The organism is Nocardiopsis changdeensis (genome assembly GCF_018316655.1).
Lineage (GTDB): Bacteria > Actinomycetota > Actinomycetes > Streptosporangiales > Streptosporangiaceae > Nocardiopsis > Nocardiopsis changdeensis.
Window position 1 is genome coordinate 7,115,637 of record NZ_CP074133.1, and the last position, 20,547, is coordinate 7,136,183.

17 protein-coding genes and 1 tRNA gene are annotated in these 20,547 nt (G+C 73.2%); 11 read left to right on the forward strand and 7 right to left on the reverse strand.

Going from position 1 to position 20,547, the window contains the following annotated elements; genetic code table 11:
• The first annotated feature begins 99 nt into the window (after window positions 1-99).
• The 5 genes from KGD84_RS31955 (at window position 100) to KGD84_RS31975 (ending at window position 6,489) form a co-directional block, all read left to right on the forward strand.
• The gene (locus tag KGD84_RS31955; RefSeq protein WP_255647142.1) at window positions 100-489 is read left to right on the forward strand and encodes a DciA family protein; all 390 of its coding nucleotides are present in this window, start codon (window positions 100-102) and stop codon (window positions 487-489) included.
• A gap of 477 nt (window positions 490-966) precedes the next feature.
• The gene (gene gyrB / locus KGD84_RS31960; protein WP_220564002.1) at window positions 967-2,904 is read left to right on the forward strand and encodes a DNA topoisomerase (ATP-hydrolyzing) subunit B; all 1,938 of its coding nucleotides are present in this window, start codon (window positions 967-969) and stop codon (window positions 2,902-2,904) included.
• Window positions 2,905-2,975: 71 nt separating this feature from the next.
• Window positions 2,976-5,570: a DNA gyrase subunit A gene (gyrA, locus tag KGD84_RS31965; protein WP_220564003.1), complete on the forward strand. Its 2,595-nt coding sequence runs from the start codon at window positions 2,976-2,978 to the stop codon at window positions 5,568-5,570.
• Window positions 5,571-5,675: 105 nt separating this feature from the next.
• Window positions 5,676-6,221 (forward strand): DUF3566 domain-containing protein, encoded by a 546-nt coding sequence (locus KGD84_RS31970; protein ID WP_220564004.1) that lies wholly within the window; start codon window positions 5,676-5,678, stop codon window positions 6,219-6,221.
• A 194-nt stretch (window positions 6,222-6,415) separates the two neighbouring features.
• Window positions 6,416-6,489 (forward strand) — tRNA-Ile (locus KGD84_RS31975).
• 207 nt (window positions 6,490-6,696) lie between these two features.
• Here the strand turns inward: KGD84_RS31975 and KGD84_RS31980 are convergent.
• The 4 genes from KGD84_RS31980 to KGD84_RS31995 form a co-directional block, all read right to left on the reverse strand.
• Window positions 6,697-7,029: a hypothetical protein gene (locus KGD84_RS31980; protein ID WP_220564005.1), complete on the reverse strand. Its 333-nt coding sequence runs from the start codon at window positions 7,027-7,029 to the stop codon at window positions 6,697-6,699.
• Window positions 7,030-7,155: 126 nt separating this feature from the next.
• Window positions 7,156-7,623, reverse strand: coding sequence for a S26 family signal peptidase (locus tag KGD84_RS31985; protein ID WP_220564006.1), 468 nt, complete (start codon window positions 7,621-7,623; stop codon window positions 7,156-7,158).
• Between the two features lie 72 nt (window positions 7,624-7,695).
• Window positions 7,696-7,872: a hypothetical protein gene (locus KGD84_RS31990; protein WP_220564007.1), complete on the reverse strand. Its 177-nt coding sequence runs from the start codon at window positions 7,870-7,872 to the stop codon at window positions 7,696-7,698.
• 31 nt (window positions 7,873-7,903) lie between these two features.
• Window positions 7,904-8,086: a hypothetical protein gene (locus KGD84_RS31995; RefSeq protein ID WP_220564008.1), complete on the reverse strand. Its 183-nt coding sequence runs from the start codon at window positions 8,084-8,086 to the stop codon at window positions 7,904-7,906.
• 172 nt (window positions 8,087-8,258) lie between these two features.
• Between KGD84_RS31995 and KGD84_RS32000 the strand changes: the two genes are divergently transcribed.
• Together KGD84_RS32000 and KGD84_RS32005 are read left to right on the forward strand one after the other, a co-directional pair.
• Window positions 8,259-9,986 carry a tetratricopeptide repeat protein gene (locus KGD84_RS32000; protein WP_220564009.1) on the forward strand — a complete coding sequence of 576 codons (1,728 nt, stop codon included), beginning with the start codon at window positions 8,259-8,261 and terminating at the stop codon, window positions 9,984-9,986.
• Between the two features lie 258 nt (window positions 9,987-10,244).
• Complete coding sequence (locus tag KGD84_RS32005; RefSeq protein WP_220564010.1) at window positions 10,245-10,823, forward strand: hypothetical protein; 579 nt, start codon at window positions 10,245-10,247, stop codon at window positions 10,821-10,823.
• A 102-nt stretch (window positions 10,824-10,925) separates the two neighbouring features.
• Here the strand turns inward: KGD84_RS32005 and KGD84_RS32010 are convergent, their stop codons facing one another.
• Complete coding sequence (locus KGD84_RS32010) at window positions 10,926-11,582, reverse strand: HD domain-containing protein (protein WP_220564011.1); 657 nt, start codon at window positions 11,580-11,582, stop codon at window positions 10,926-10,928.
• 164 nt (window positions 11,583-11,746) lie between these two features.
• On the opposite strand from KGD84_RS32010, the gene KGD84_RS32015 reads away from it, so the two are divergent.
• Window positions 11,747-13,720: a M3 family metallopeptidase gene (locus KGD84_RS32015; RefSeq protein ID WP_220564012.1), complete on the forward strand. Its 1,974-nt coding sequence runs from the start codon at window positions 11,747-11,749 to the stop codon at window positions 13,718-13,720.
• A gap of 156 nt (window positions 13,721-13,876) precedes the next feature.
• On the opposite strand, the gene KGD84_RS32020 is transcribed toward KGD84_RS32015, so the two are convergent.
• Both KGD84_RS32020 and KGD84_RS32025 read right to left on the reverse strand, forming a co-directional pair.
• Window positions 13,877-16,063 carry a sensor histidine kinase gene (locus tag KGD84_RS32020; protein WP_370634636.1) on the reverse strand — a complete coding sequence of 729 codons (2,187 nt, stop codon included), beginning with the start codon at window positions 16,061-16,063 and terminating at the stop codon, window positions 13,877-13,879.
• Window positions 16,053-16,751, reverse strand: a complete 699-nt coding sequence (locus tag KGD84_RS32025) for a response regulator transcription factor (RefSeq protein ID WP_220564013.1) — start codon at window positions 16,749-16,751, stop codon at window positions 16,053-16,055. Before KGD84_RS32025 ends, KGD84_RS32020 begins: the two co-directional genes overlap by 11 nt.
• Window positions 16,752-16,956: 205 nt before the next feature.
• Here KGD84_RS32025 and KGD84_RS32030 point away from each other — a divergent pair, with 205 nt between their 5' ends.
• The 3 genes from KGD84_RS32030 to KGD84_RS32040 all read left to right on the forward strand — a co-directional run bounded on the left by KGD84_RS32030 (window position 16,957) and on the right by KGD84_RS32040 (window position 20,492).
• Window positions 16,957-17,721, forward strand: coding sequence for a L,D-transpeptidase family protein (locus KGD84_RS32030; RefSeq protein WP_220565427.1), 765 nt, complete (start codon window positions 16,957-16,959; stop codon window positions 17,719-17,721).
• A gap of 56 nt (window positions 17,722-17,777) precedes the next feature.
• Window positions 17,778-18,089: a hypothetical protein gene (locus tag KGD84_RS32035; RefSeq protein ID WP_220564014.1), complete on the forward strand. Its 312-nt coding sequence runs from the start codon at window positions 17,778-17,780 to the stop codon at window positions 18,087-18,089.
• A 69-nt stretch (window positions 18,090-18,158) separates the two neighbouring features.
• A complete protein-coding gene (locus tag KGD84_RS32040) occupies window positions 18,159-20,492 on the forward strand; it encodes an ATP-binding cassette domain-containing protein (RefSeq protein WP_220564015.1) in 2,334 nt (777 codons plus the stop codon).
• The last annotated feature ends 55 nt before the right edge of the window (window positions 20,493-20,547 follow it).

Genomic DNA, 20,547 nt, shown 5'->3' on the forward strand with positions numbered 1-20,547 from the left:
GGACGGCCGCGCCGACCTCCCCGCCGGACCCCGCTCCCCCGCCGCCCCGGAGGGCGGCCCGCCCCGGCCGCTTCCGGGGCCGACCTCGCCCGCCAGGCGCTGGCGCGCGCCCGGGCCGAGGCCCGCGACCGCGGCGCCATCCCCCGCGGCACCGGGTCGCGCCGCCGTGGCCGGTTGCGGTCACGCAACGAGCCGCAGATGTTCGGCGACGCGGTGAGGACCTGGCTGATCGAGCACGGCTGGCAGGAACAGGTCGCCATCGGCGGCGTCTTCGGCCGCTGGTCGGAGATCGTCGGCGAGTTCAACGCCCGCAGGCTGCGGCCGGAGAGCTATTCCGAGGGCGAACTCGTCCTGGTCGCCGACTCCCCGACGATGGCGGCGCACGCGCGTTCGATGGTCCGGGACCTGATGCGCCGGCTCAACGAGGAACTGGGCGACGGCACCGTCGTCTCCATCAAGATCAAGGGCCCCGGTTCCCGTCGGCGTTGAGTCCCCCGGTGGTCCGCGCGGCGGGCCCGGCCGTCCACAGGCTGTGGATATCCGCAGGTGGAGATGGTTGTGCGGGGGCGCACGGGGTAGGTGCCCGGTGGTGTCCACCGGTGTGACGGGGCGGGCGCGGGGGAATCGGAACCGAACCCTCCCCCAAGGCATCTGAAGCGCCCCCGGAACTCCGAAGAGCCCCTCCCGTGTGTGGGGAGTCGTCTCCCTCCCCGAACGTTCGTTGTGATGCGGCACAGGGCCGCCAATGCCACTTTGTCGTACCGCGCGGGGTATCATGGAGACGGTTCTTCAGACGCCTGTAGCCGGTATCACGCCCCCAAGAGAGGGTGGGCGGACGGACCGTGCGGCGAACGGTGATCCCCCAGGTGTCGCGGTATCCCCGACCCTGCGGTCCCCGTGCCGTCGGCCCGTCGTCATCCGCTCGGCCGCGGTCGGCAGGCGTCCCCAGCAGGAGGGTGTACCCACTTGGCCTACGACGCTCGATCAATCACGGTTCTGGAGGGGCTTGAAGCGGTTCGCAAGCGCCCCGGGATGTACATCGGTTCCACCGGGGAGCGCGGCCTTCACCACCTCGTCTACGAGGTGGTCGACAACTCCGTCGACGAGGCGATGGCGGGCCACGCCGACGCGATCGAGGTGACCCTGCTGGCCGACGGCGGCGTGCGGGTGGCCGACAACGGCCGCGGCATCCCCGTCGACCTCCACCCGGTGGAGAAGCGCCCGGCGGTCGAGGTCGTCCTCACCACGCTGCACGCGGGCGGCAAGTTCGACGGCAAGTCCTACGCGGTCTCCGGCGGCCTGCACGGCGTCGGCGTGTCCGTCGTCAACGCGCTGTCCACCGCCCTGGACGTCGAGATCCGCCGCGAGGGCCACGTCTGGCGCCAGCACTACGAGATGACCGCCCCGACGGGCGAGCTCGTCAAGGGCGAGGCCACCGACGAGACCGGCACCCAGATCACCTTCTGGCCCGACGGCTCGATCTTCGAGACCACCACGTTCTCGTACGAGACCCTGTCCCGTCGCCTGCAGGAGACGGCGTTCCTCAACAAGGGGCTCGCCATCACCATCCGCGACGAGCGGCCCGACCACACCGACGGCGGGCCGACGGTCAACACGTTCCACTACGAGAACGGCCTCTCCGACTTCGTCAGCTACATCAACGCCAAGAAGGAGCCGGCGCACGCGTCGATCATCTCCTTCGAGGAAGAGGGCGAGGGGATGTCGGCGGAGATCGCCATGCAGTGGAACCACTCCTACACCTCGTCGGTGCACACCTTCGCGAACGTGATCAACACGACCGAGGGCGGCACCCACGAGGAGGGCTTCCGCTCGGCGCTCACCACCATCGTCAACCGGTACGCCCGCGACCAGAAGCTGCTGCGGGAGAAGGACGACAACCTCACCGGCGACGACATCCGCGAGGGCCTCACCGCCATCATCTCGGTCAAGCTCGCCGAACCGCAGTTCGAGGGCCAGACCAAGACCAAGCTCGGCAACACCGAGGCCAAGTCCTTCGTCCAGAAGGTCACCAACGAGCACCTGCGCGACTGGTTCGAGCGCAACCCCGGCGAGGCCAAGGACATCGTGTCCAAGGCCAGCCAGGCGGCCCGCGCCCGCATCGCCGCCCGCCAGGCCCGCGACCTCACCCGCCGCAAGACCCTCCTGGAGTCCACCTCCCTCCCCGGCAAGCTGTCCGACTGCCAGTCGACCAACCCGGAGGAGTGCGAGGTCTACATCGTGGAGGGCGACTCCGCGGGCGGTTCCGCCAAGGGCGGCCGCAACCCGAACAACCAGGCCATCCTGCCCATCCGCGGCAAGATCCTGAACGTCGAGAAGTCCCGCATCGACCGCATCCTCAAGAACAACGAGGTCCAGGCGATCATCACCGCCCTGGGCACCGGCATCCACGAGGAGTTCGATGTCGAGAAGCTGCGGTACCACAAGATCATCCTGATGGCCGACGCCGACGTCGACGGCCAGCACATCCGGACCCTGCTGCTCACCCTGCTGTTCCGCTTCATGAAGCCGCTGGTGGAGCTGGGCCACGTCTACCTGGCCCAGCCCCCGCTGTACAAGATCAAGTGGGACCAGCGCGGCACCGACGCGAGCTACGCCTTCTCCGACGCCGAGCGCGACCGGGTGATCGAGGCGGGCATCGCGGCGGGCAAGAGGGACCCGCGCCCGCGCGACATGGTGCAGCGCTTCAAGGGCCTGGGCGAGATGAACGCCAGCGAGCTGTGGGACACCACCATGGACCCCGACCGCCGCGTCCTGCTCCAGGTCAGCCTGGAGGACGCGGCCCAGGCCGACGAGATGTTCAGCGTGCTCATGGGGGAGGACGTCGAGTCCCGGCGCGCCTTCATCCAGCGCAACGCCAAGGACGTCCGCTTCCTGGACATCTAGGGACCGGGCCCGGGCCGTGTCCCGGGCAGTGAACCGAGCTCAACGAAGCTTCGTAGAAGGGATCGACATCCGTGACGGATGCGAACAACCCGGACGCCCCTGAGGGAGCGGAATCCTCCGTGGAGGAGCTGGAACGCGTCACCGACCGCATCGAGCCGGTCGACATCCAGGTCGAGATGCAGCGCAGCTACCTCGACTACGCGATGTCGGTCATCGTCGGCCGCGCCCTGCCCGACGTCCGCGACGGGCTCAAGCCCGTCCACCAGCGCGTGCTGTACGCGATGTACGACGGCGGCTACCGCCCCGACCGCGGGTTCTTCAAGTGCGCCCGCGTCGTCGGCGACGTGATGGGCAACTACCACCCGCACGGCGACAGCGCCATCTACGACACCCTGGTCCGGCTGGCCCAGTGGTGGTCCATGCGCATGCCGCTGGTCGACCCCAACGGCAACTTCGGCTCCCCGGGCAACGACCCGGCGGCCGCCATGCGGTACACCGAGTGCAAGCTCGCCCCGCTGGCCATGGAGATGCTGCGGGACATCGACAAGGAGACCGTCGACTTCCGGCCCAACTACGACGGCCGCTCCTCCGAGCCCGTCGTGCTGCCGGCCCGCTTCCCGAACCTGCTGGTCAACGGCTCCTCGGGCATCGCGGTCGGCATGGCCACCAACATCCCGCCCCACAACCTGCGCGAGGTCGCCGAGGGCGTCGACTGGTACCTCGACAACCCCGAGGCCTCGGACGAGGACCTGCTCGACGCGCTCATCGCGCGGATCAAGGGCCCCGACTTCCCGACCCGCGGCCTCATCGTGGGCAAGCGCGGCATCGAGGAGGCGTACCGGACCGGGCGCGGCTCCATCACCATGCGCGCCGTGGTCGAGGTCGAGGAGGACAAGCGGGGCCGCCAGACCCTGGTCGTCACCGAGCTGCCCTACCAGGTCAACCCGGACAACCTCGCGCTGAAGATCGCCGACCTGGTCAAGGACGGCAAGGTCAACGGCATCGCCGACGTGCGCGACGAGAGCAGCGGCCGCACCGGCCAGCGCCTGGTCATCGTGCTCAAGCGCGACGCCGTCGCCAAGGTCGTGCTCAACAACCTGTACAAGCACACCCAGCTCCAGGAGACCTTCGGCGCCAACATGCTGGCGCTGGTCGACGGGGTGCCGCGCACCCTGCGCCTGGACCAGATGATCCGGCACTGGGTCAAGCACCAGATCGAGGTCATCGTCCGGCGCACCCGGTACCTGCTCCGCAAGGCCGAGGAGCGCGCCCACATCCTGCGCGCGCTGCTCAAGGCCATGGACCGGATCGACGAGGTCATCGCCCTCATCCGCTCCAGCGCCTCCGCCGACGACGCCCGCACCGGCCTCATGGGCCTGCTGGACATCGACGACGTCCAGGCCCGCGCCATCCTCGACATGCAGCTGCGCAAGCTGGCCGCCCTGGAGCGCAACCAGCTCACCGCCGAGTACGACGAGCTCATGGCGCAGATCGCCGACTACACCGACATCCTGGAGTCGGACACCCGCCAGCGGACCATCATCCGCGAGGAGCTGGGCGAGATCGTCGACAAGTACGGCGACGAGCGGCGCACGCACATCATCCCGTTCGAGGGCGACATGCGGATGGAGGACTTCATCGCGGAGGAGGACGTGGTCGTCACGATCACCCGCGGTGGGTACGCCAAGCGCACGCGCATCGACAACTACCGGGCGCAGAAGCGCGGCGGCAAGGGCGTGCGCGGGGCGCAGCTCAAGCAGGACGACATCGTCCAGCACTTCTTCGTCACCACCACCCACCACTGGATCCTGTGCTTCACGAACCAGGGCCGGGTGTACCGGACGAAGGCGTACGAGCTGCCCGAGGCCGCCCGCGACGCGCGCGGCCAGCACGTCGCCAACCTGCTGCCGTTCCAGCCGGGCGAGGAGATCGCCCAGATCATGGCGCTGCGCGACTACGAGGCCGCGCCGTACATGGTCCTGGCCACCCGCGAGGGCCTGGTCAAGAAGTCCCGGCTGGAGGACTTCGACTCGGCGCGTTCGGCGGGCATCATCGCGATCAACCTGCGCGAGGGCGACGAGCTGATCGCCGCCCGCCTGGTCTTCGGCGACGACGACCTGCTGCTGATCTCCAGCGACGCCCAGGCGATCCGCTTCCCCGCCTCCGACGAGTCGCTGCGCCCGATGGGCCGGGCGACCAGCGGTGTGATCGGCATGCGGTTCCTGGAGGGCGACTACCTGCTGAGCATGGACGTCATCCGGCCCGGGGACGGGTCCACCGACGTCCTGGTCGCCACCGAGAACGGCTACGCCAAGCGGACCCCCTCCGACCAGTACCCGGTGCAGAACCGGGGCGGCAAGGGCGTGCTGACCGCCAAGGTGGTCGAGGCCCGCGGCAAGCTGGTGGGCGCGCTCATGGTGGACCCGGAGATCGACGAGGTCTTCGCGATCACCTCCGCCGGCGGTGTCATCCGCACCGGCGCCGCCGAGGTCAAGCAGTCCGGCCGCACCACCATGGGCGTCCGGCTGATGAACCTCGACAAGGGCAACAAGATCGTCGCCATCGCCCGCAACGCCGAGGCCGGTGACGCCGAGGAGGAGCTGGAGGCCGCCGAGGGCGACACGGTCGAGGAGACGGTCGCGGCCGAAGGCGAACCCGAGGCCTAGACTGCGCGTTAAGTCCCGATAGGACCCGTGGGGGTACGGACCATCCCCGCGGGTCCAGGTCGCTTCAACCACCCGCTCTCAAGGAAAGTCCAGCGGAACGTTTCTATGTCTGACAACCAGCGGAACACCACCACGAACGACACCGCTCCCGCAGGGGACGTGGAGACGACCGACACGGCCCTGGAGGGCGGCGGAGAGGCGGCCACCATGACGGAGACCCCGGGCGGTTCCGAGCCCCAGGAGGCTGCGGCGGGCAAGGCGACGCTCAGCAGCCGCAAGGCGCACCTGACCGTGTCCCGCGTGGAGCCGTGGTCGGTGATGAAGTTCAGCTTCGTCGTGTCGTTGGTGTGCTTCATCATCCTGTTCGTCGCGATCGCCGTGATCTACGTGACCCTGTCCATGCTGGGCGTGTTCGACGAGCTGACGAACATGATCACCGCCCTGCTGGAGGGCGACGGCGGCGGCGAGGACGAGCTGGGCCTCAACCCCGCCGCGTGGTTCTCCCCCGGCCGGGTGCTCGGCTACACGGGTGTGGTCGGGGCGCTGAACATCGTGCTCATCACCGCCCTGTCGACGGTGGGCGCCATGGTCTACAACCTGGTCGCGGACCTGGTGGGCGGGCTGGACATCACCCTCTCCGAGGCCGAGTAGCGATCCTGCCCCGGTGGGCCCGGACCCTTCGGGGGCCGGGCCCGCCGGCGTTCCGGCGGGTGTTCGGAGCACTCACCGCAGCCGGTAAAATCGAAGGTGAAGAGGGCCGCGCGTGCCGCGTCCCGGCTTCACCCCGCCCCCGGATACCGGTTCGCCCCGGTCCCCCGGATGCGGTAGAGTTCCACACGGAACAAGGGCGTATAGCTCAGTCGGTTAGAGCGCATCCCTGATAAGGATGAGGCCCCAGGTTCAAGTCCTGGTACGCCCACACTGTCTGCACAGTCGAGAGCCTTGCTCCTCCACCCGGAGGGCAGGGCTCTTTCCCTTTTCCGCGCCGCCCGGGCGCGGGGACCTTCGCGGCGCCCCGGCCTGAACCCCTGCTCCCGGCGGGTGCGGCGCCGGGTCGACAACGCGTCGAATCGCCATGTCGACCCGGATCCGGCGGTCCGCCCCGGTCCGGGCGGCCGGTGTCCGGTCACTCCCCGCCGGAGCGCAGGTCCACCACGACCCAGTCGCCGCCGTTGTTGACGACGAGGCACGTGTAGTCGGTGGGCACCTCCGAGTCGTAGAAGTCGCCCGATTCGACGCTGCCGGCGACCTCGTACTGCCACAGGTCCTCGTCGTCATCGTCGACCGCGGTGACCTCGGAGGACGCGCCGAACTCGACGGAGCCCGGCGGCTCCGCGTCCCGGCTGATGTGGTTCTCGCACTCGGCCCGGGCGTTCTCGGCGGTCGGCTCGGAGCCGCCGCAGCCGGTGAGGGCCAGGACCGCGAGGAGGGCTGCGTGGGCGAAGCGGGTGGGGCGCATGGTGTTCCGATCGGGCGAAGTGCGTTCTGGGAGGGGAGACGCCCGCTGTCACGCGGTGGTTCACCTGTTCGAAGGCGCGGTCCCCGGTCGGAGGGGGTCGTGCCGCCGCGTCCGCCGCCGCTCCGCCTATGCCGCCGGGGTGCGCGGAGAGGTCATCCGCCGCAGGACGACCCCGAGGACCCGGTCGTCCGGGACGGGTCCCCACACCCGCGAGTCCGTGCTGTGGCCGGTGTTGTCGCCCAGGACCACCAGGTGCCCCGGGGGCACCGTGCCGCCCCTGGCGGGAACGGAGGCGGGGACGGGGTCGCCGGGCAGCGCCGCGACCCGCTTGACCACCCAGGGCGGTACGGAGCCCATGATCAGGGCGAGGTCCCGGAGGTCGCCCGTGTCGGGCCGGCCCAGGACGGCCACGTCACCCACGCGCAGCCGCTTCGCGGGGACCCTGCGCACGAGCACCCGGTCGCCGTGGTGGAAGGCGGGCTCCATGCTGTGCCCGACCACGTCCACGGCGACCAGCGTGCGGTTGGCCCACAGGAGCAGGGCGAGCGGGGCCGCCGCCGCGATCCCGGCGGCGGCGAGGAGCACCGCCGTCACGGCCGTGCCGCCTTCCGGAGCGGTTCGGGCGCGGTCACGGTCATGGGCGGTGCTCCTCGGCGGCCGAGCGGGTCAGCAGGGCCTGTAGTAGGTGCAGGTGACGGGGGTGCTGCCGGGCGGGTCGCAGCAGTAGCGGCGGATGCAGGGGGAGGTCACCGGCGCGTACTGGTACCAGCAGTAGGGATTGGCCGCCGCCTTGGTCTTGGGGACGATGCGGGCGAGCAGCCGGTCGCCCAGGGAACCGATCATGGGGTCCTCTCCGGTCGTTGCGGTCGGGGGGTCAGCAGGGGCGGTAGGAGGTGCACTGGACCCCGACGTGCCCGCCGATGTTGCAGCAGGTGCGCCGGATACAGGGGGAGCTGATGGGGGCGTACTCGTACCAGCAGGAGGCGGCGCCGGCCGCGGTCCTGGGGACGACGCGGGCGAGCAGCCGGTCGCCCAGCCTTCCGATCTTCCCGAACATGACACTCCGTTTCCGGGCCACGGCTCCGCGGCCCCGTACCGGGCCTCCGGTGTGCCCCGGAGGCCGACGACCACGGTAGGGAGGCCGGATACATCCGGGATACACGTGAGATACACGCGGGGGCGGGCACCGGCCCGCCCGGCCGTCCCACCGGGCTGCGAGCATCCCGTGTATGCGACACGACGACACCCCCGCGGGCGGCGGGGGCGCGGCCGCCCTCCCGGCCGCCCCGGAAGAACTGCTGGAACTGCTCGCGGAGCGGTTCGAGGCGCTCGGCGACGAGCGCGGCGCGGAACTGGCCGAGGACCTGTACGAGCGCTCCCCCGCGGTGATGCGGGAGCTGGCCGGGCACGTCTCCGGCGCGGGCGACCCGGAGGCCGCGTCCCTGGTCGAGGCCCTGTGGACCGCCCTGGCCGACGACGGGGTCCTGGAGGCGGCCCGCTACGAGGACGGGGGGATCGCCGGGGCGGAGGCCTGGCTGCGCCGGGCCGCCGAGGCGGGGCACCCGCCCGCCATGTCCGCCCTGGCCGGCCTGCTCTTCGACCTGGGGTGGCACCCCGGAGCCGAACTCTGGTGGCGCAGGGCCGCCGCGCACGGGGACACGGGGGCCGCGGGCGGCCTGGGCTCCCTCCTGCAACGGGAGCGGCCCGCGGAGGCCGAGGAGTGGTACCGGGTCGCGGCCGACGCCGGGTCCGGGTTCCACATGTTCGTCCTGGGGAACCTCTGCCGCGGCCGGGGCCGCCTCGACGAGGCCGAGGACTGGTACGCCCGGGCCGCGGCCGCGGGCCCGCCGCGCGCCGAGGACGCCGCCTACAGCCTGGGGGTGCTGCTGGCAGTGCGCGGCCGCGCGGACGAGGCGCGGGAGTGGCTGTGCCGGGCCGTGCGGGGCGGCGTCCCCGACGCCCGGATCCACCTGGCACTGCTGGAATGCGGGAGGGGGCGGGCGGAGGAGGCCGCGGAATGGCTGCGGCGCGAGGCGGAGGAGGGCTCCTCGCGCTCGGCCGCGGCGCACCTGCTGGCCGAGTGGTCCGCCGGCGCGGGCGACACCGGCCGGGCCGACGCCTGGCGGCGGCGCGCCGACCGGGGAGGCCCCGGGGAGATGGTCCGGCTGGGGGTGCTGCTGGACGAGCACGGCCTCGCGGACGAGGCCCGGGAGTGGTGGCGGCGCGCGGGCGGGCAGGGGGACGCCCGGGTCCGGATGGACCTCGGCTCGCTCTTCCACGGCAGGGGGCTGCCGGACGAGGCGGAGCACTGGTACCGCGCCGCGGCCGAGGTGGACGACTGCGGGGCGGCGGCGATGTACCTGGGCGAGCTGCTCTGGGAGAGGGGCCGGACCGGGGAGGCGGCCGACTGGGCGCGGCGCAGCGCGGAGGAGGGGCAGCCCGGAGGGGTCCTGCTGCTCGGCCGCCTGCTGGCGGAGCTGGACCGCGCGGACGAGGCCGCGGAGTGGCTGCTCCCCGCCGCGGAGGAGGGGGTTCCGGCCGCCGGCCACCTGCTCGCCGGGCTCCTGGCCGCGCGGGGGGCGGACGCCGGGGCCGAGGAGTGGTTCCGCCGCGCGGCCGAGACGGGGACGCCGGAGTACCTGGGCGACCTCGGCGTGTTCCTGCTGGAACGGGGGCGCGCGGAGGAGGCCGAGCCATGGCTGCTCCGCGCGGTCGACGCGGCGCAGGACCCGGACCGCCTCGGTATCGGGGAACCGGGGGACCTCACCGCCCTGTACGGGCTCGGCCTGCTGTGCGCGGGGCAGGGGCGCGCCGACGAGGCGTTCACCTGGTTCGAGAGGGCCGCCGAGGCGGGCGTACCGGGGGCGGCGGACCGGTTCGCCGCCCTGCTCGACGACCGCGGGCGCACCGCGGAGGCCGCCGGGTGGCGCGACCGGGACACGGCGGCGGGGGTCTGAGGGGAGGGCCGACCGGTTCCGCCCGCCGTGTCGACAAAGCGCCGTGTCACCGTGTCGGCCTGTCCCCGTGTCGGCCCGGCGACCTGCCGATCCGGCGGCGGCCGTGCCCGCGGCCGAGAGAGAACCGCGGGGGGAGAGCACACGTCGAAAGGGCGTCGGCCTCCCGCCCCGAGCCCCTGAACCGAAAGCGAGACCCCCTTGACGCACCCGCACCCCCGACAGCGCGCGGCCGCGCCCCGTTACCGTTCACGGGTCACGGTGGCCCCGCTCGTGCGCGCCCTCGGCTTCCTCATCCCCCTCCCCCTCATGGCGGTCGCGTCGCTCGGCTACATCAATTTCGAGTTCTGGCAGGCGACCTTCTACGTGTTCCTGGCACTGGGGATCGGGCTGCTGCTCAGCGCCCTGGTCTCGCGGGTGGCCTCGGTCCGCGTGGAGGTGCGCGACGGTGTCCTGACCCTGTCCAAGGTGCCGCTCGCGGAGGTGCTGCTGCTGGGGATGGGCGAGATCCCCGAGAGCGAGCGCCTGCGGCTGCCCGTCGCGGAGATCTCCTACGCGGGTTCGGCCCGCTTCCGGCTGCGCGACATCACGCTGCGCACGGACGGGAACTTCACCAAGCGCCGCGCCGGCGGGGGCATGGAGTTCGTGACCCGGGACGGCCGGTACCTGGTCGCCCGGGTCAAGGACGCGGACGGCCTCAAGCACGCCCTGCTGGCGCACGGCATGCACCCCGCCGCCCTCCAGGCGCCCTTCCCAGCGGGGATCGGGAGCCCGGAGACGGTCCGCGAGCAGCGCGCGTACCACCCCGGCCCCCCGGTCCCGCCGCCGTACGGCCGCTGAACCCGTCCGGAGCCGGGGGCCGGCACCCGCCGGGACCGCATGTCGACAGGGGGACATGCGGTCCCGGCGACTCATCGACGGGGCCGCCCCGAAGGGCCGCTCTCAGATCCCCGCGTAGTCGCCCCAGCCCGCCTCGCCGGACATCAGCTCCCGCCAGGTGGGCCACCGCTCCCCCGTGTGCTGCCGCAGGAGCTCCCCCGGGGTGCTGAACGGCGGCGCCTTGCCCGGGTCGGCGAGGGCCTGGTCGACGATCGCGTCGTGGAGCGCGGCGGCCGCGCGCAGGCGGGGCAGCACCGCGTGGACCCGGTCGGCGTACCCCTCGGGCAGGGCGGGGCCCTCCGGTCCCAGGTCGTAACCGGCGCCCGCGGTCACCAGGGCGATCTCGGGCCGCTTGCGGATCGCCACGTCGAAGCACAGGTGCAGGGCGACGGCGTCCCAGACCACCTCGACCCGGTCGGCGGCCACGCCCCGGTCGTGGAGGAAGGCGGCGGCCGTGTCGGCGCCGTCGATGTCGAACCGCCCGCCCCGGTCCCCGTGCGGGGTGAGGCCGATGTCGTGCAGCACGCAGCCGAGGAACAGCAGCTCGTCGTCGTAGTCGTGGCCGGGGCGCAGCCCCTGCCGCTCCCCCAGGAACCGGCCGTAGAGATAGCTGCGCATGCTGTGGTTGAAGATCGCCGGGGACTCCGTGTCGCGGGCCAGGCGCAGGGCGTCGAGCGCGAGCCCGGTACGGGGGAACGGCAGGTCGCCGTAGGTGTCCATCAGGCCTCCATCCTTCAGGTTGCCTGAAGCATACGTGAACCTTCAGCTTGACTGAAGGAGGAGTGGGGTCGGGGATCAGCCCTGAACGAAAGTGGGGTGACGGGACGACTCGGGCGCGGTAGAACGGCACGGAGACCGACGCACGACCCCGAGGAGTCCTGACCTTGACCGAGACCGAGAACCCGTTCTTCGAACCCAGCGGTCTGCCCTACGGGCTCCCCGACTTCGCGAACATCCGCGAGGAGCACTTCGTCCCCGCCTTCGAGCGCGGCATGGCCGAGCAGCTCGCCGAGATCGAGGTGATCAAGAACGACCCGGCCCCCGCCACCTTCGAGAACACCCTGGTCGCCCTGGAGCGCTCCGGCGCGATCCTGCGCCGTGTCTCGAACGTCTTCTTCACCTTCACCTCCTCCGACGCCTCCGACCGCGTCCAGGAGATCGAGACGGAGATGATGCCCCGGCTGAGCGCGCACGCCGACGCCATCACCCTCGACCGCGCCCTGTGGGAGCGGATCGAGCAGGTGACCGCCGAAGGCCCCGAGGACGAGGCGCTCCTGGAGCGCTACCGCACCGACTTCGTCAAGGCCGGCGCCCGGCTCGACGGCGACGCCCAGGAGCGGCTGCGGGAGATCAACGGCGAGCTGGCCCGGCTGTCCACCGAGTTCGGCCAGAACGGCGTGACCGCCGCCACCGAGTCCGCGCTGGTCGTGACCGACGCCGCCGAGCTGGACGGCCTGGACGGCGACCGCGTCGCCGCGGCCGCCCGCGAGGACGGCACCTACGCGCTGCCGCTGCACAACACCACCCTGCACCCCCTGATGGCCCGCCTCACCGACCGGTCCGTGCGCGAGCGCCTCTTCCGGCTCAGCGTCGACCGGGCCCCGGAGAACACGGAGATCGCCGCCCGCATGGCGGTGCTGCGCGCCGAGCGCGCCGCCCTGCTCGGCTACGCCGACCACGCCTCGCACAAGGTCGCCGACCAGACCTCCAAGACCCCCGAGGCGGTCGAGGAGCGGCTGGGCGCCATGGTCGAGCCCGCTGTGCGCAACGTCCTGCGCCAGACCGAGGAGCTGGCGGAGCTGGCCGGGCACCCGATCGAGCCGTGGGACTGGCCGTTCTACGCCGAGCAGGTGCGCCGCGACCGCTACGAGGTGGACGAGGCGGCGCTGCGCCCGTACTTCGAGCTGGACCGGGTCTACACCGACGGCGTCTTCCACGCCGCCACCGCCCTGTACGGCATCACCTTCGCCGAGCGCGCCGACCTGTCCGGCTACCACCCGGACGTGCGCGTGTGGGAGGTGTTCGACACCGACGGCTCGGGGATGGGCCTGTTCCTGCTCGACCCCTACGCCCGCCCCACCAAGCAGGGCGGCGCGTGGATGCACAACCTGGTGGAGCAGTCCGAGCTGCTGGGGCAGAAGCCGGTGGTGGTCAACAACCTCAACATCACCAAGCCGGGTTCGGGGCCGACCCTGCTCACCCCGGACGAGGTCAACACCGCCTTCCACGAGTTCGGGCACGCCCTGCACGGGCTGCTGTCGGCGGTGCGGTACCCGCGCCTGGAGGGCACCGAGGTGCCGCGCGACTTCGTCGAGTTCCCCTCCCAGGTGAACGAGATGTGGGCCAACCACCCGCAGATCCTGGCGAACTACGCCCGCCACCACGAGACCGGGGAGCCGGTGCCCGCCGAGCTCATCGAGAAGCTGGCCGCGGCCGAGCGCTACGACCAGGGCTTCGCGACGGTCGAGTACCTGGCGGCGGCGCTGCTGGACTGGTCCTGGCACCGGATCGCCCCCGGGCAGGAGGTGGACCCGGGGACCTTCGAGGCGCAGGCGCTGGAGAGGTGGGGCCTGGCCCTGGACCTGGTCCGCCCCCGCTACCGGACCGCGTACCTCCAGCACTGCTTCGCGGGCGACTACCACGCGGGCTACTACTCCTACGTGTGGAGCGAGGTCCTGGACGCCGACAGCGTGGAGTGGTTCAACGAGAACGGCGGCCTCACCCGGGAGAACGGCGACCGCTTCCGCCGGTACGTGCTCTCGGTGGGCGGCAGCGTCGACCCGATGCGCGCCACCGCCGAGTTCCTGGGCCGCGAACCGCGCCTGGAGCCGCTGCTCCGCCGCCGCGGCCTGGCCTAGGCCGTGCTCCTCTGAACCTCCGCTGCGCTGCGGCCCGACCGTCGAGCGGCGGGAGGTCCTCAACGGAGGGCCTGTGGCCGCAGACCCTCCTCGAGGACGTCTCCGCCGGGCCTCCGGAACCCCCGGCGGCGCGGGAGAGCGTTCGGAGAACAGGCACTAGGGGCTTCCGCGGGCCGGTCCCCTCCCGGGGGGACCGGCCAGGGGCAGCCGGAGGGTGAAGGCCGTGCCCTCCCCGACCGTGCTGCTCACCGCCACCGTCCCGCCGTGCAGCTCCACCAGCCCGCGCACGATGGCCAGCCCCAGGCCGCTGCCGCCGGTGCGCCGGTTGCGGGACTTGTCCGCCCGCCAGAACCGGTCGAAGACGTGCGGTAGGTCCTCCCGGGCGATGCCGACCCCGGTGTCGCTCACCCGGAGCACCGCCTCGGAGCCCGCCCGGTGCGCCTGCACGGTCACGGTCCCGCCCTCGGGGGTGTGCCGCAGCGCGTTGCCGACCAGGTTCCCCAGCACCTGGAGCAGCCGGGTGCGGTCGGCCACCAGGGTCACGTCGCGGACCTCGGAGACCAGACGCACCCCGGCCTCCTCCGCGCGCAGCCCGTGGCCCGCGACCACCTGCTCGACCAGCGGGCCGGCCTCCACGGGCTCCGGGTCCAGGCGCAGCCGCCCGGCGTCGGCCAGGGCGAGGTCCTGGAGGTCGTCGATGACCGCCTGGAGCAGCAGGGTCTCCCCCAGCAGCATCCCCATGCGGTCCGGCTCGGGGTCGACCACCCCGTCCTGGACGGCCTCCAGCCAGCCGCGCAGGTTGCTCAGCGGGGTGCGCAGCTCGTGCGACACGTCGCTCACCATGGCCTTGCGCTGTTCCTCGGCCCGCTCCAGGTGCTCGGACATCTCGTTGAACGCCTCCGCCAGGCGGCCGATCTCGCCGGAGTCGCGGACCTCCACCCGGGCCGGGCCGCCGCCCTCGCGCATCCGGTTGACGGCGTCGGTGAGCGCGTGGACGGGACGGAGCAGCCGCGTCGCCAGGGTCGTGCTCACCACCACGGTCAGCACCAGCACCAGCACCACCACCCCGCCCACGCGCAGCACGCCCTCGCGGGACAGGGAGGGCCCCGCCGCGGCGTCCTCCGCGGGGTCGTCGATGAAGAGCAGCGCGGCCGGGGCCACGTAGGGGTCGAGCTGGGCGCGGCGGGCGGCGTCCAGGCAGGGCGCCGCCTCCGGCGGCACCTCGACCCGGGACCCGGTCAGGCTCCCGGCGCCGGAGGGGTCGGGGGCGCGGGACGGTGCGGGCTCCCAGGGGTCCTGCGGGTCCTGGGGGACCTCCCACGGGACCTCCTCACCCGGTGCCGGGGCCTCCGGGGCGATGGAGGGCTCCCCGCCGGGGAGCGGCTCCTCCGCCCCGGAGTCTCCCCCCGCCCCCTCCTCGGGCGGGGCGGCGCCCGGGTCCTCCGACGGCGACACGTTGGCGGGGTCCTCCGGAGCGGCCGGGGCCCGGGCATCGTCCGCCGCCTCAGGAGGGTCGGCCGACGGGGGTCCCGTGATCACGAGGCCCCCGGTGCGGCCGTCCATGGCGTACACGAGGTCCGTCCCGGAGTCGGGCGCGCAGTCGGCGGCCAGGGCGTTCAGGTCGGCCAGGGCCTCCTCCTCGCCCCCCACCGGCCGGTCCAGGGCGTCGAGGCCGCAGTCGTCCCACATGTACGCGTCGGCCTGCTCCGTCTCGACCACGGGGCGCCCCGTCGGCCCGGTCACCGCCTCCGCCGCCACTCCGTACAGCGTCCGCAGGCAGTCCGCGCCCTGCTCCGCGTCGGCGCGCAGCAGGGCGCGCTCGTGGTCGGTCAGGGCGAAGGGGCCCACCGCCCGCGGGTCGATGCGGTCTCCGCTCCCGGCGGCCAGGGTCACGTCCACCGCCAGCGCGTCCACCACCGACGACGTCCGGGGCGGCAGCGGCGGGGCGTCCCCGGCGGCCCCCTGCGGGGGTTCCGCGGCGGGGAGGGCGGAGTCGGCGATCACGGCCCGGCCCTCGGTGGTCAGGACGATCCGGCGGCCGGTCTCCCCGGCCAGGGCCCGGACGGTCTCCTCGACCCCCTCCCACCCCCGGTGGGTCGCCGCGTAGCCGACGAGGGTGTCGTGGATGTGGGTGTCCACCGCCAGGGTCTCCCCCTGCTGGACGTTGATGGACTCCGAGGTCCGCTGCACCGACAGCCAGGCCGTCGCGGTGATCGAGCAGACCGCCACCAGGACCGAGCCCGTCAACAGGCGGAACAGCAGGCCGTGCCGGAGCGAGACCCGCCGTCCGGACCGGCTCCGCCCCGAGCGGCCCCGCCGGGCCCGCCGGCGCTCAGCGGCCACGTTCGGGCCCCACCAGCTTGTAGCCGACCCCGTAGACGGTGACCAGCCGGACCGGTCGCCGCGGGTTCGGCTCGATCTTGCGGCGCAGGTTCTTCACATGGACGTCGATGGTGCGCTCGGTGATGTACCCGCTGATCCCGTGGATCAGCTCCAGCAGCTGGGCCCGGCTCAGCACCCGGCCCGGCCGGGCGGCCAGGGCCCGCAGCAGCTGGAACTCCACCGGGGTGCACTCCACCGGCTCCCCGTCCACCAGCACCGCGTGCCGGGCCGGGTCCACGGTGATCGGCCCCGCGTTCAGCACCCGCTCCTCGTCCCGGACCGGGGTGCGCGAACGCCGCAGCAGCGTGCGCACCCGCGCCATCAGCTCGCGCGGGCTGTAGGGCTTGGTGACGTAGTCGTCGGCGCCCAGGTCGAGCCCGGCCAGCAGGTCCTCCTCCGTGGAGCGCGCGGTGAGCAGCAGCACCGCCACGTCGGACTCCGCGCGCAGCACCCGGCACGCCTCCAGGCCGCTCATCACCGGCATCATCACGTCCATCACGATCAGGTCGGGGCGGTCGCGGTGGTGCTCCTCCAGCACGGCGCGACCGTTGTGGACCACGCGGACCGCGTGGCCCTCGTGCTCCAGATAGCGCCGGATCAGCTCGGCCTGGTTCACGTCGTCCTCGGCCACCAGGACATGCGCGCACACGTGGAGGACCTCCGTTCACCGATGGGGGGAGAGGGCCCCCGACACGGACGATCGTACGGGCGCCGCCCGCCGGCGCGGCGGGGCCGGAAGAGGTCTCCCCAGGTCGGAACACAGGACGCACACGGCGGCCACACGGGTTCTTCACATTCCTCGTCCACTCTTCATGGCGTCCGGCACGGAGAGCCCGGCCGGACCACCCGACCGGATGGACCCCATGCGCCGATCCCTGATGCCCCGCGGAGCCTCCGTGGCCCTGCCCGCCCTGGCCGCCGCCGCGGCCCTGGCCGCGGCCACCGCCTGCTCGTCCGCTCCGGACTCCCCGGAGGAACCCTCCGGCACGTCCGGGCGGGCGGAGGAGCCCGCGGCACCCGAGGGCTCCTACATCGCCACGGCCGTCGGCGACGAGGTCGAGGTCCGCTCCGAGCCGGACGGCGGCGAGGTGGTGCACACCCTCGCCAGCCCGAACGACTTCGGCGCGGACCGCACCTTCCTCGTCCGGCAGGTCCGGGGCGACTGGCTGGAGGTGCTGCTGCCGGTGCGGCCCAACGGCTCCACCGGCTGGATCGAGGCCGACGACGTCGAACTCACCGCCACCGAGTTCCGCGTGGAGATCGACATGTCGGAGTTCTCCTTCACCGTCGTCGAGGGCGGGGAGGAGCTCCGGACCGGACCGATCGGCATCGGGACGAGCGAGACCCCGACACCGCCCGGTGAGTACTACTTCACCGAGCTGCTCCAACCCTCGGACCCCGGGGGCGCCTACGGCGCCTATGCCTTCGGGCTCAGCGGGCACTCCGACACCCTGGAGACCTTCGCGGGCGGGCCCGGACAGCTCGCGGTGCACGGCACCGACGACGAGTCGGGCCTGGGCGGCGAGGTCAGCCACGGCTGCATCCGCGTGTCCAACGACGACATCACCTGGATGGCCGAGCGCCTGCCGCTGGGAACCCCGGTCGAGATCACCGAATGACCGCTCACCGAGCGGACCCCCGAACACCCGACAGCGAGAACGACAAGAGGTCGACCATGCGAGTGAAGTCCCGGATGCTCATCGTCGCCGCCATGGCGGCGGCCTTCTTCGGCGCCGCCCCGGCGCTCGCGTCGGACGACGCCCCGGCCGAGCCGGCCGCCGTCGCCACCCCGGCCCCGACCCCCGGCGAGGGAGGCCACCCCGGCGTTCCGACCGACCCGCCCACGGAGGAGGGGAACGCGCCCGCCGACCCGAGCGACCCGGCCCCCGCGCCCCCCGAGGCGCCGCAGGAGGACCCGTGGGACCCCGACACCCCCAGCGCCGCCCCGGCCCCGCCCATCGCGGATGACCCCAACTACACCGGCTGACCCCCGGGTCCGCGGCCCCCGGGCGGGCCGCGGACCGGGAACGGTGCCGCGTCGGGTAATCCTCTGAGCATGGAGAACACCGACGCCCACATCCGGGTCCGCGGCGCGCGGGTGCACAACCTGCGCGCCGTGGACGTTTCCCTGCCCCGCGACGCGCTCGTCGCGTTCACCGGGGTGTCCGGGTCCGGCAAGTCCTCGATCGCGTTCGGCACCCTGTACGCCGAGGCCCAGCACCGCTACCTGGAGTCGGTCGCGCCGTACGCGCGCCGCCTCCTCCAGCAGCTGCCCGCGCCGGACGTCGACGGCATCACCGGGCTGCCGCCCGCGGTGGCCCTGGCCCAGGCCCGTTCGGTCCCCTCGGGGCGGTCCACGGTGGGCACCCTGACCGCGGTCTCCAATTCACTGCGCATGCTCTTCTCCCGGGCGGGGACCTACCCGCCCGGGGCCGAACATCTGGATTCCGACTCCTTCTCCCCCAACACCGCGGTCGGCGCCTGCCCCGTCTGCCACGGGGAGGGCGTGGAGTACGAGGTCACCGAGGGGTCGCTGGTCCCCGACCCGTCCCTGAGCATCGCCGACGGCGCCATCGCGTCCTGGCCCGGCGCCTGGCAGGGCAAGAACCTGCGCGACATCCTCGACACCCTCGGGTACGACGTCCACCGCCCCTGGCGCGAGCTCCCGCGCGAGGAGCGCGAATGGATCCTGTTCACCGACGAACAGCCGGTGGTCACCGTGCACCCCGTCCGGGAGGCGGGCCGGGTGCAGCGCCCCTACCAGGGCACCTACAGCAGCGCCCGGCGGCTGGTCCTCAAGGCGTACGCGTCCTCGGCCAGCGAGGCCCGCAGGGAGCGCGCCCGGTCCTTCATGGACGAGCGGGCCTGCCGCGGGTGCGACGGGCGGCGGCTCAACGCCGCCGCGCTGCGCGTGACCTTCGCGGGCCGGAGCATCGACGAGCTGGCCCGGATGCCGCTCTCCGCGCTGGCCGACCTGCTCGCCCCCTGGCACGACGACCCCGGCCCCGCGGGCGCCCTCGTCCAGGACATCACCGCCCGCGTCGGGGTCCTGGTGGAGCTGGGCCTGGGCTACCTGGGCACCGCCCGCCCCGCCCCCACCCTCTCCACCGGGGAACTCCAGCGCATCCGGCTGGCCACGCAGGTGCGCACCGCCCTGTTCGGGGTGGTGTACGTGCTGGACGAGCCGTCGGCCGGGCTGCACCCGGCGGACTGCGAGGCCCTGTCGGGCATCCTGCGGCGGCTGCGCGACGGCGGCAACACCGTGTGCTTCGTGGAGCACGACATGGACATCGTGCGGGGAGCCGACTGGGTCGTGGACGTGGGGCCCGGGGCGGGGGCCGACGGCGGCCGGGTGCTCTACAGCGGCCCGGTGCCCGGACTGGCGGAGGTCGGGGAGTCGGTGACCCGCCGCTACCTCTTCGATCCCCCCGTCCCCGAACGGATCGGCCGCACCCCCTCCGGGACCCTGGAGCTGCGCGGGATCGACCGCAACAACCTGCGCGGGCTCGACGTCGACGTGCCGCTGGGAGTGTTCACCGCCGTCACCGGTGTGTCCGGCTCGGGCAAGTCCACCCTGCTCGGCGCGATCGGGGAGCACGCCGCCGCACGCGGACGGGCGGTGTGGGTGGACCAGAAGCCCATCGGCCGCACCCCGCGCTCCAACCCGGCCACCTACACGGGGCTGTTCGACACGGTGCGCAGGCTGTTCGCCGGTACCGACGAGGCGAAGGCGCTCGGGTACGGGCCCGGGCGGTTCTCCTTCAACGTGCCCGAGGGGCGGTGCCCCACCTGCGAGGGCGAGGGGTTCGTGTCCGTGGAGCTGCTGTTCCTGCCCAGCACCTACGCCCCCTGCCCCGACTGCGGGGGCGCCCGCTACAACCCCGACACCCTGCGGGTGGCCTACCGGGGGCTCACCGTCGCCCAGGTCCTGGACCTGTCGGTGGACGAGGCGCTGGAGTTCTTCGCCCGGGTGCCCTCCGTGGCGCGCTCGCTGGACACCCTGAGCGCGGTCGGCCTGGGCTACCTGCGGCTGGGCCAGCCCGCCACCGAGCTGTCCGGCGGGGAGGCGCAGCGGATCAAGCTCGCCGCCGAACTCCAGCGCCGCACCGTCGCCGACACCGTCTACCTGCTGGACGAGCCCACCACCGGACTGCACCCCCACGACGCCGACGTGCTCATGGAGCGGCTGCGCGACCTCATCGACGCGGGCGCGACCGTGGTGGCCGCCGAGCACGAGATGCGGATCGTCGCCACCGCCGACCACGTCGTCGACCTGGGGCCCGGCGGCGGTGACGAGGGCGGCCGGGTGGTCGCCGCGGGCACCCCCGCCGAGGTGGCCGCCGTGCCCGGGAGCCGTACCGCCGCCTACCTCAAGGACCTCGTCCGGTGAGGTGAGGCCGCTCCGCCGGCGGGGCGGCGGATCGCCGTGTCGCCGGGTCGAGGAG

Bases quoted from the DNA above. Each gene is read 5' to 3' on its own strand.
- KGD84_RS31970 (WP_220564004.1), top strand. From the start codon at position 5,676: ATGTCTGACAACCAGCGGAACACCACCACGAACGACACCGCTCCCGCA.
- KGD84_RS31980 (WP_220564005.1), bottom strand. From the start codon at position 7,029: ATGCGCCCCACCCGCTTCGCCCACGCAGCCCTCCTCGCGGTCCTGGCC.
- KGD84_RS31990 (WP_220564007.1), bottom strand. From the start codon at position 7,872: ATGATCGGTTCCCTGGGCGACCGGCTGCTCGCCCGCATCGTCCCCAAG.
- KGD84_RS31995 (WP_220564008.1), bottom strand. From the start codon at position 8,086: ATGTTCGGGAAGATCGGAAGGCTGGGCGACCGGCTGCTCGCCCGCGTC.
- KGD84_RS32000 (WP_220564009.1), top strand. From the start codon at position 8,259: ATGCGACACGACGACACCCCCGCGGGCGGCGGGGGCGCGGCCGCCCTC.
- KGD84_RS32010 (WP_220564011.1), bottom strand. From the start codon at position 11,582: ATGGACACCTACGGCGACCTGCCGTTCCCCCGTACCGGGCTCGCGCTC.
- KGD84_RS32030 (WP_220565427.1), top strand. From the start codon at position 16,957: ATGGACCCCATGCGCCGATCCCTGATGCCCCGCGGAGCCTCCGTGGCC.
- KGD84_RS32035 (WP_220564014.1), top strand. From the start codon at position 17,778: ATGCGAGTGAAGTCCCGGATGCTCATCGTCGCCGCCATGGCGGCGGCC.
- KGD84_RS32040 (WP_220564015.1), top strand. From the start codon at position 18,159: ATGGAGAACACCGACGCCCACATCCGGGTCCGCGGCGCGCGGGTGCAC.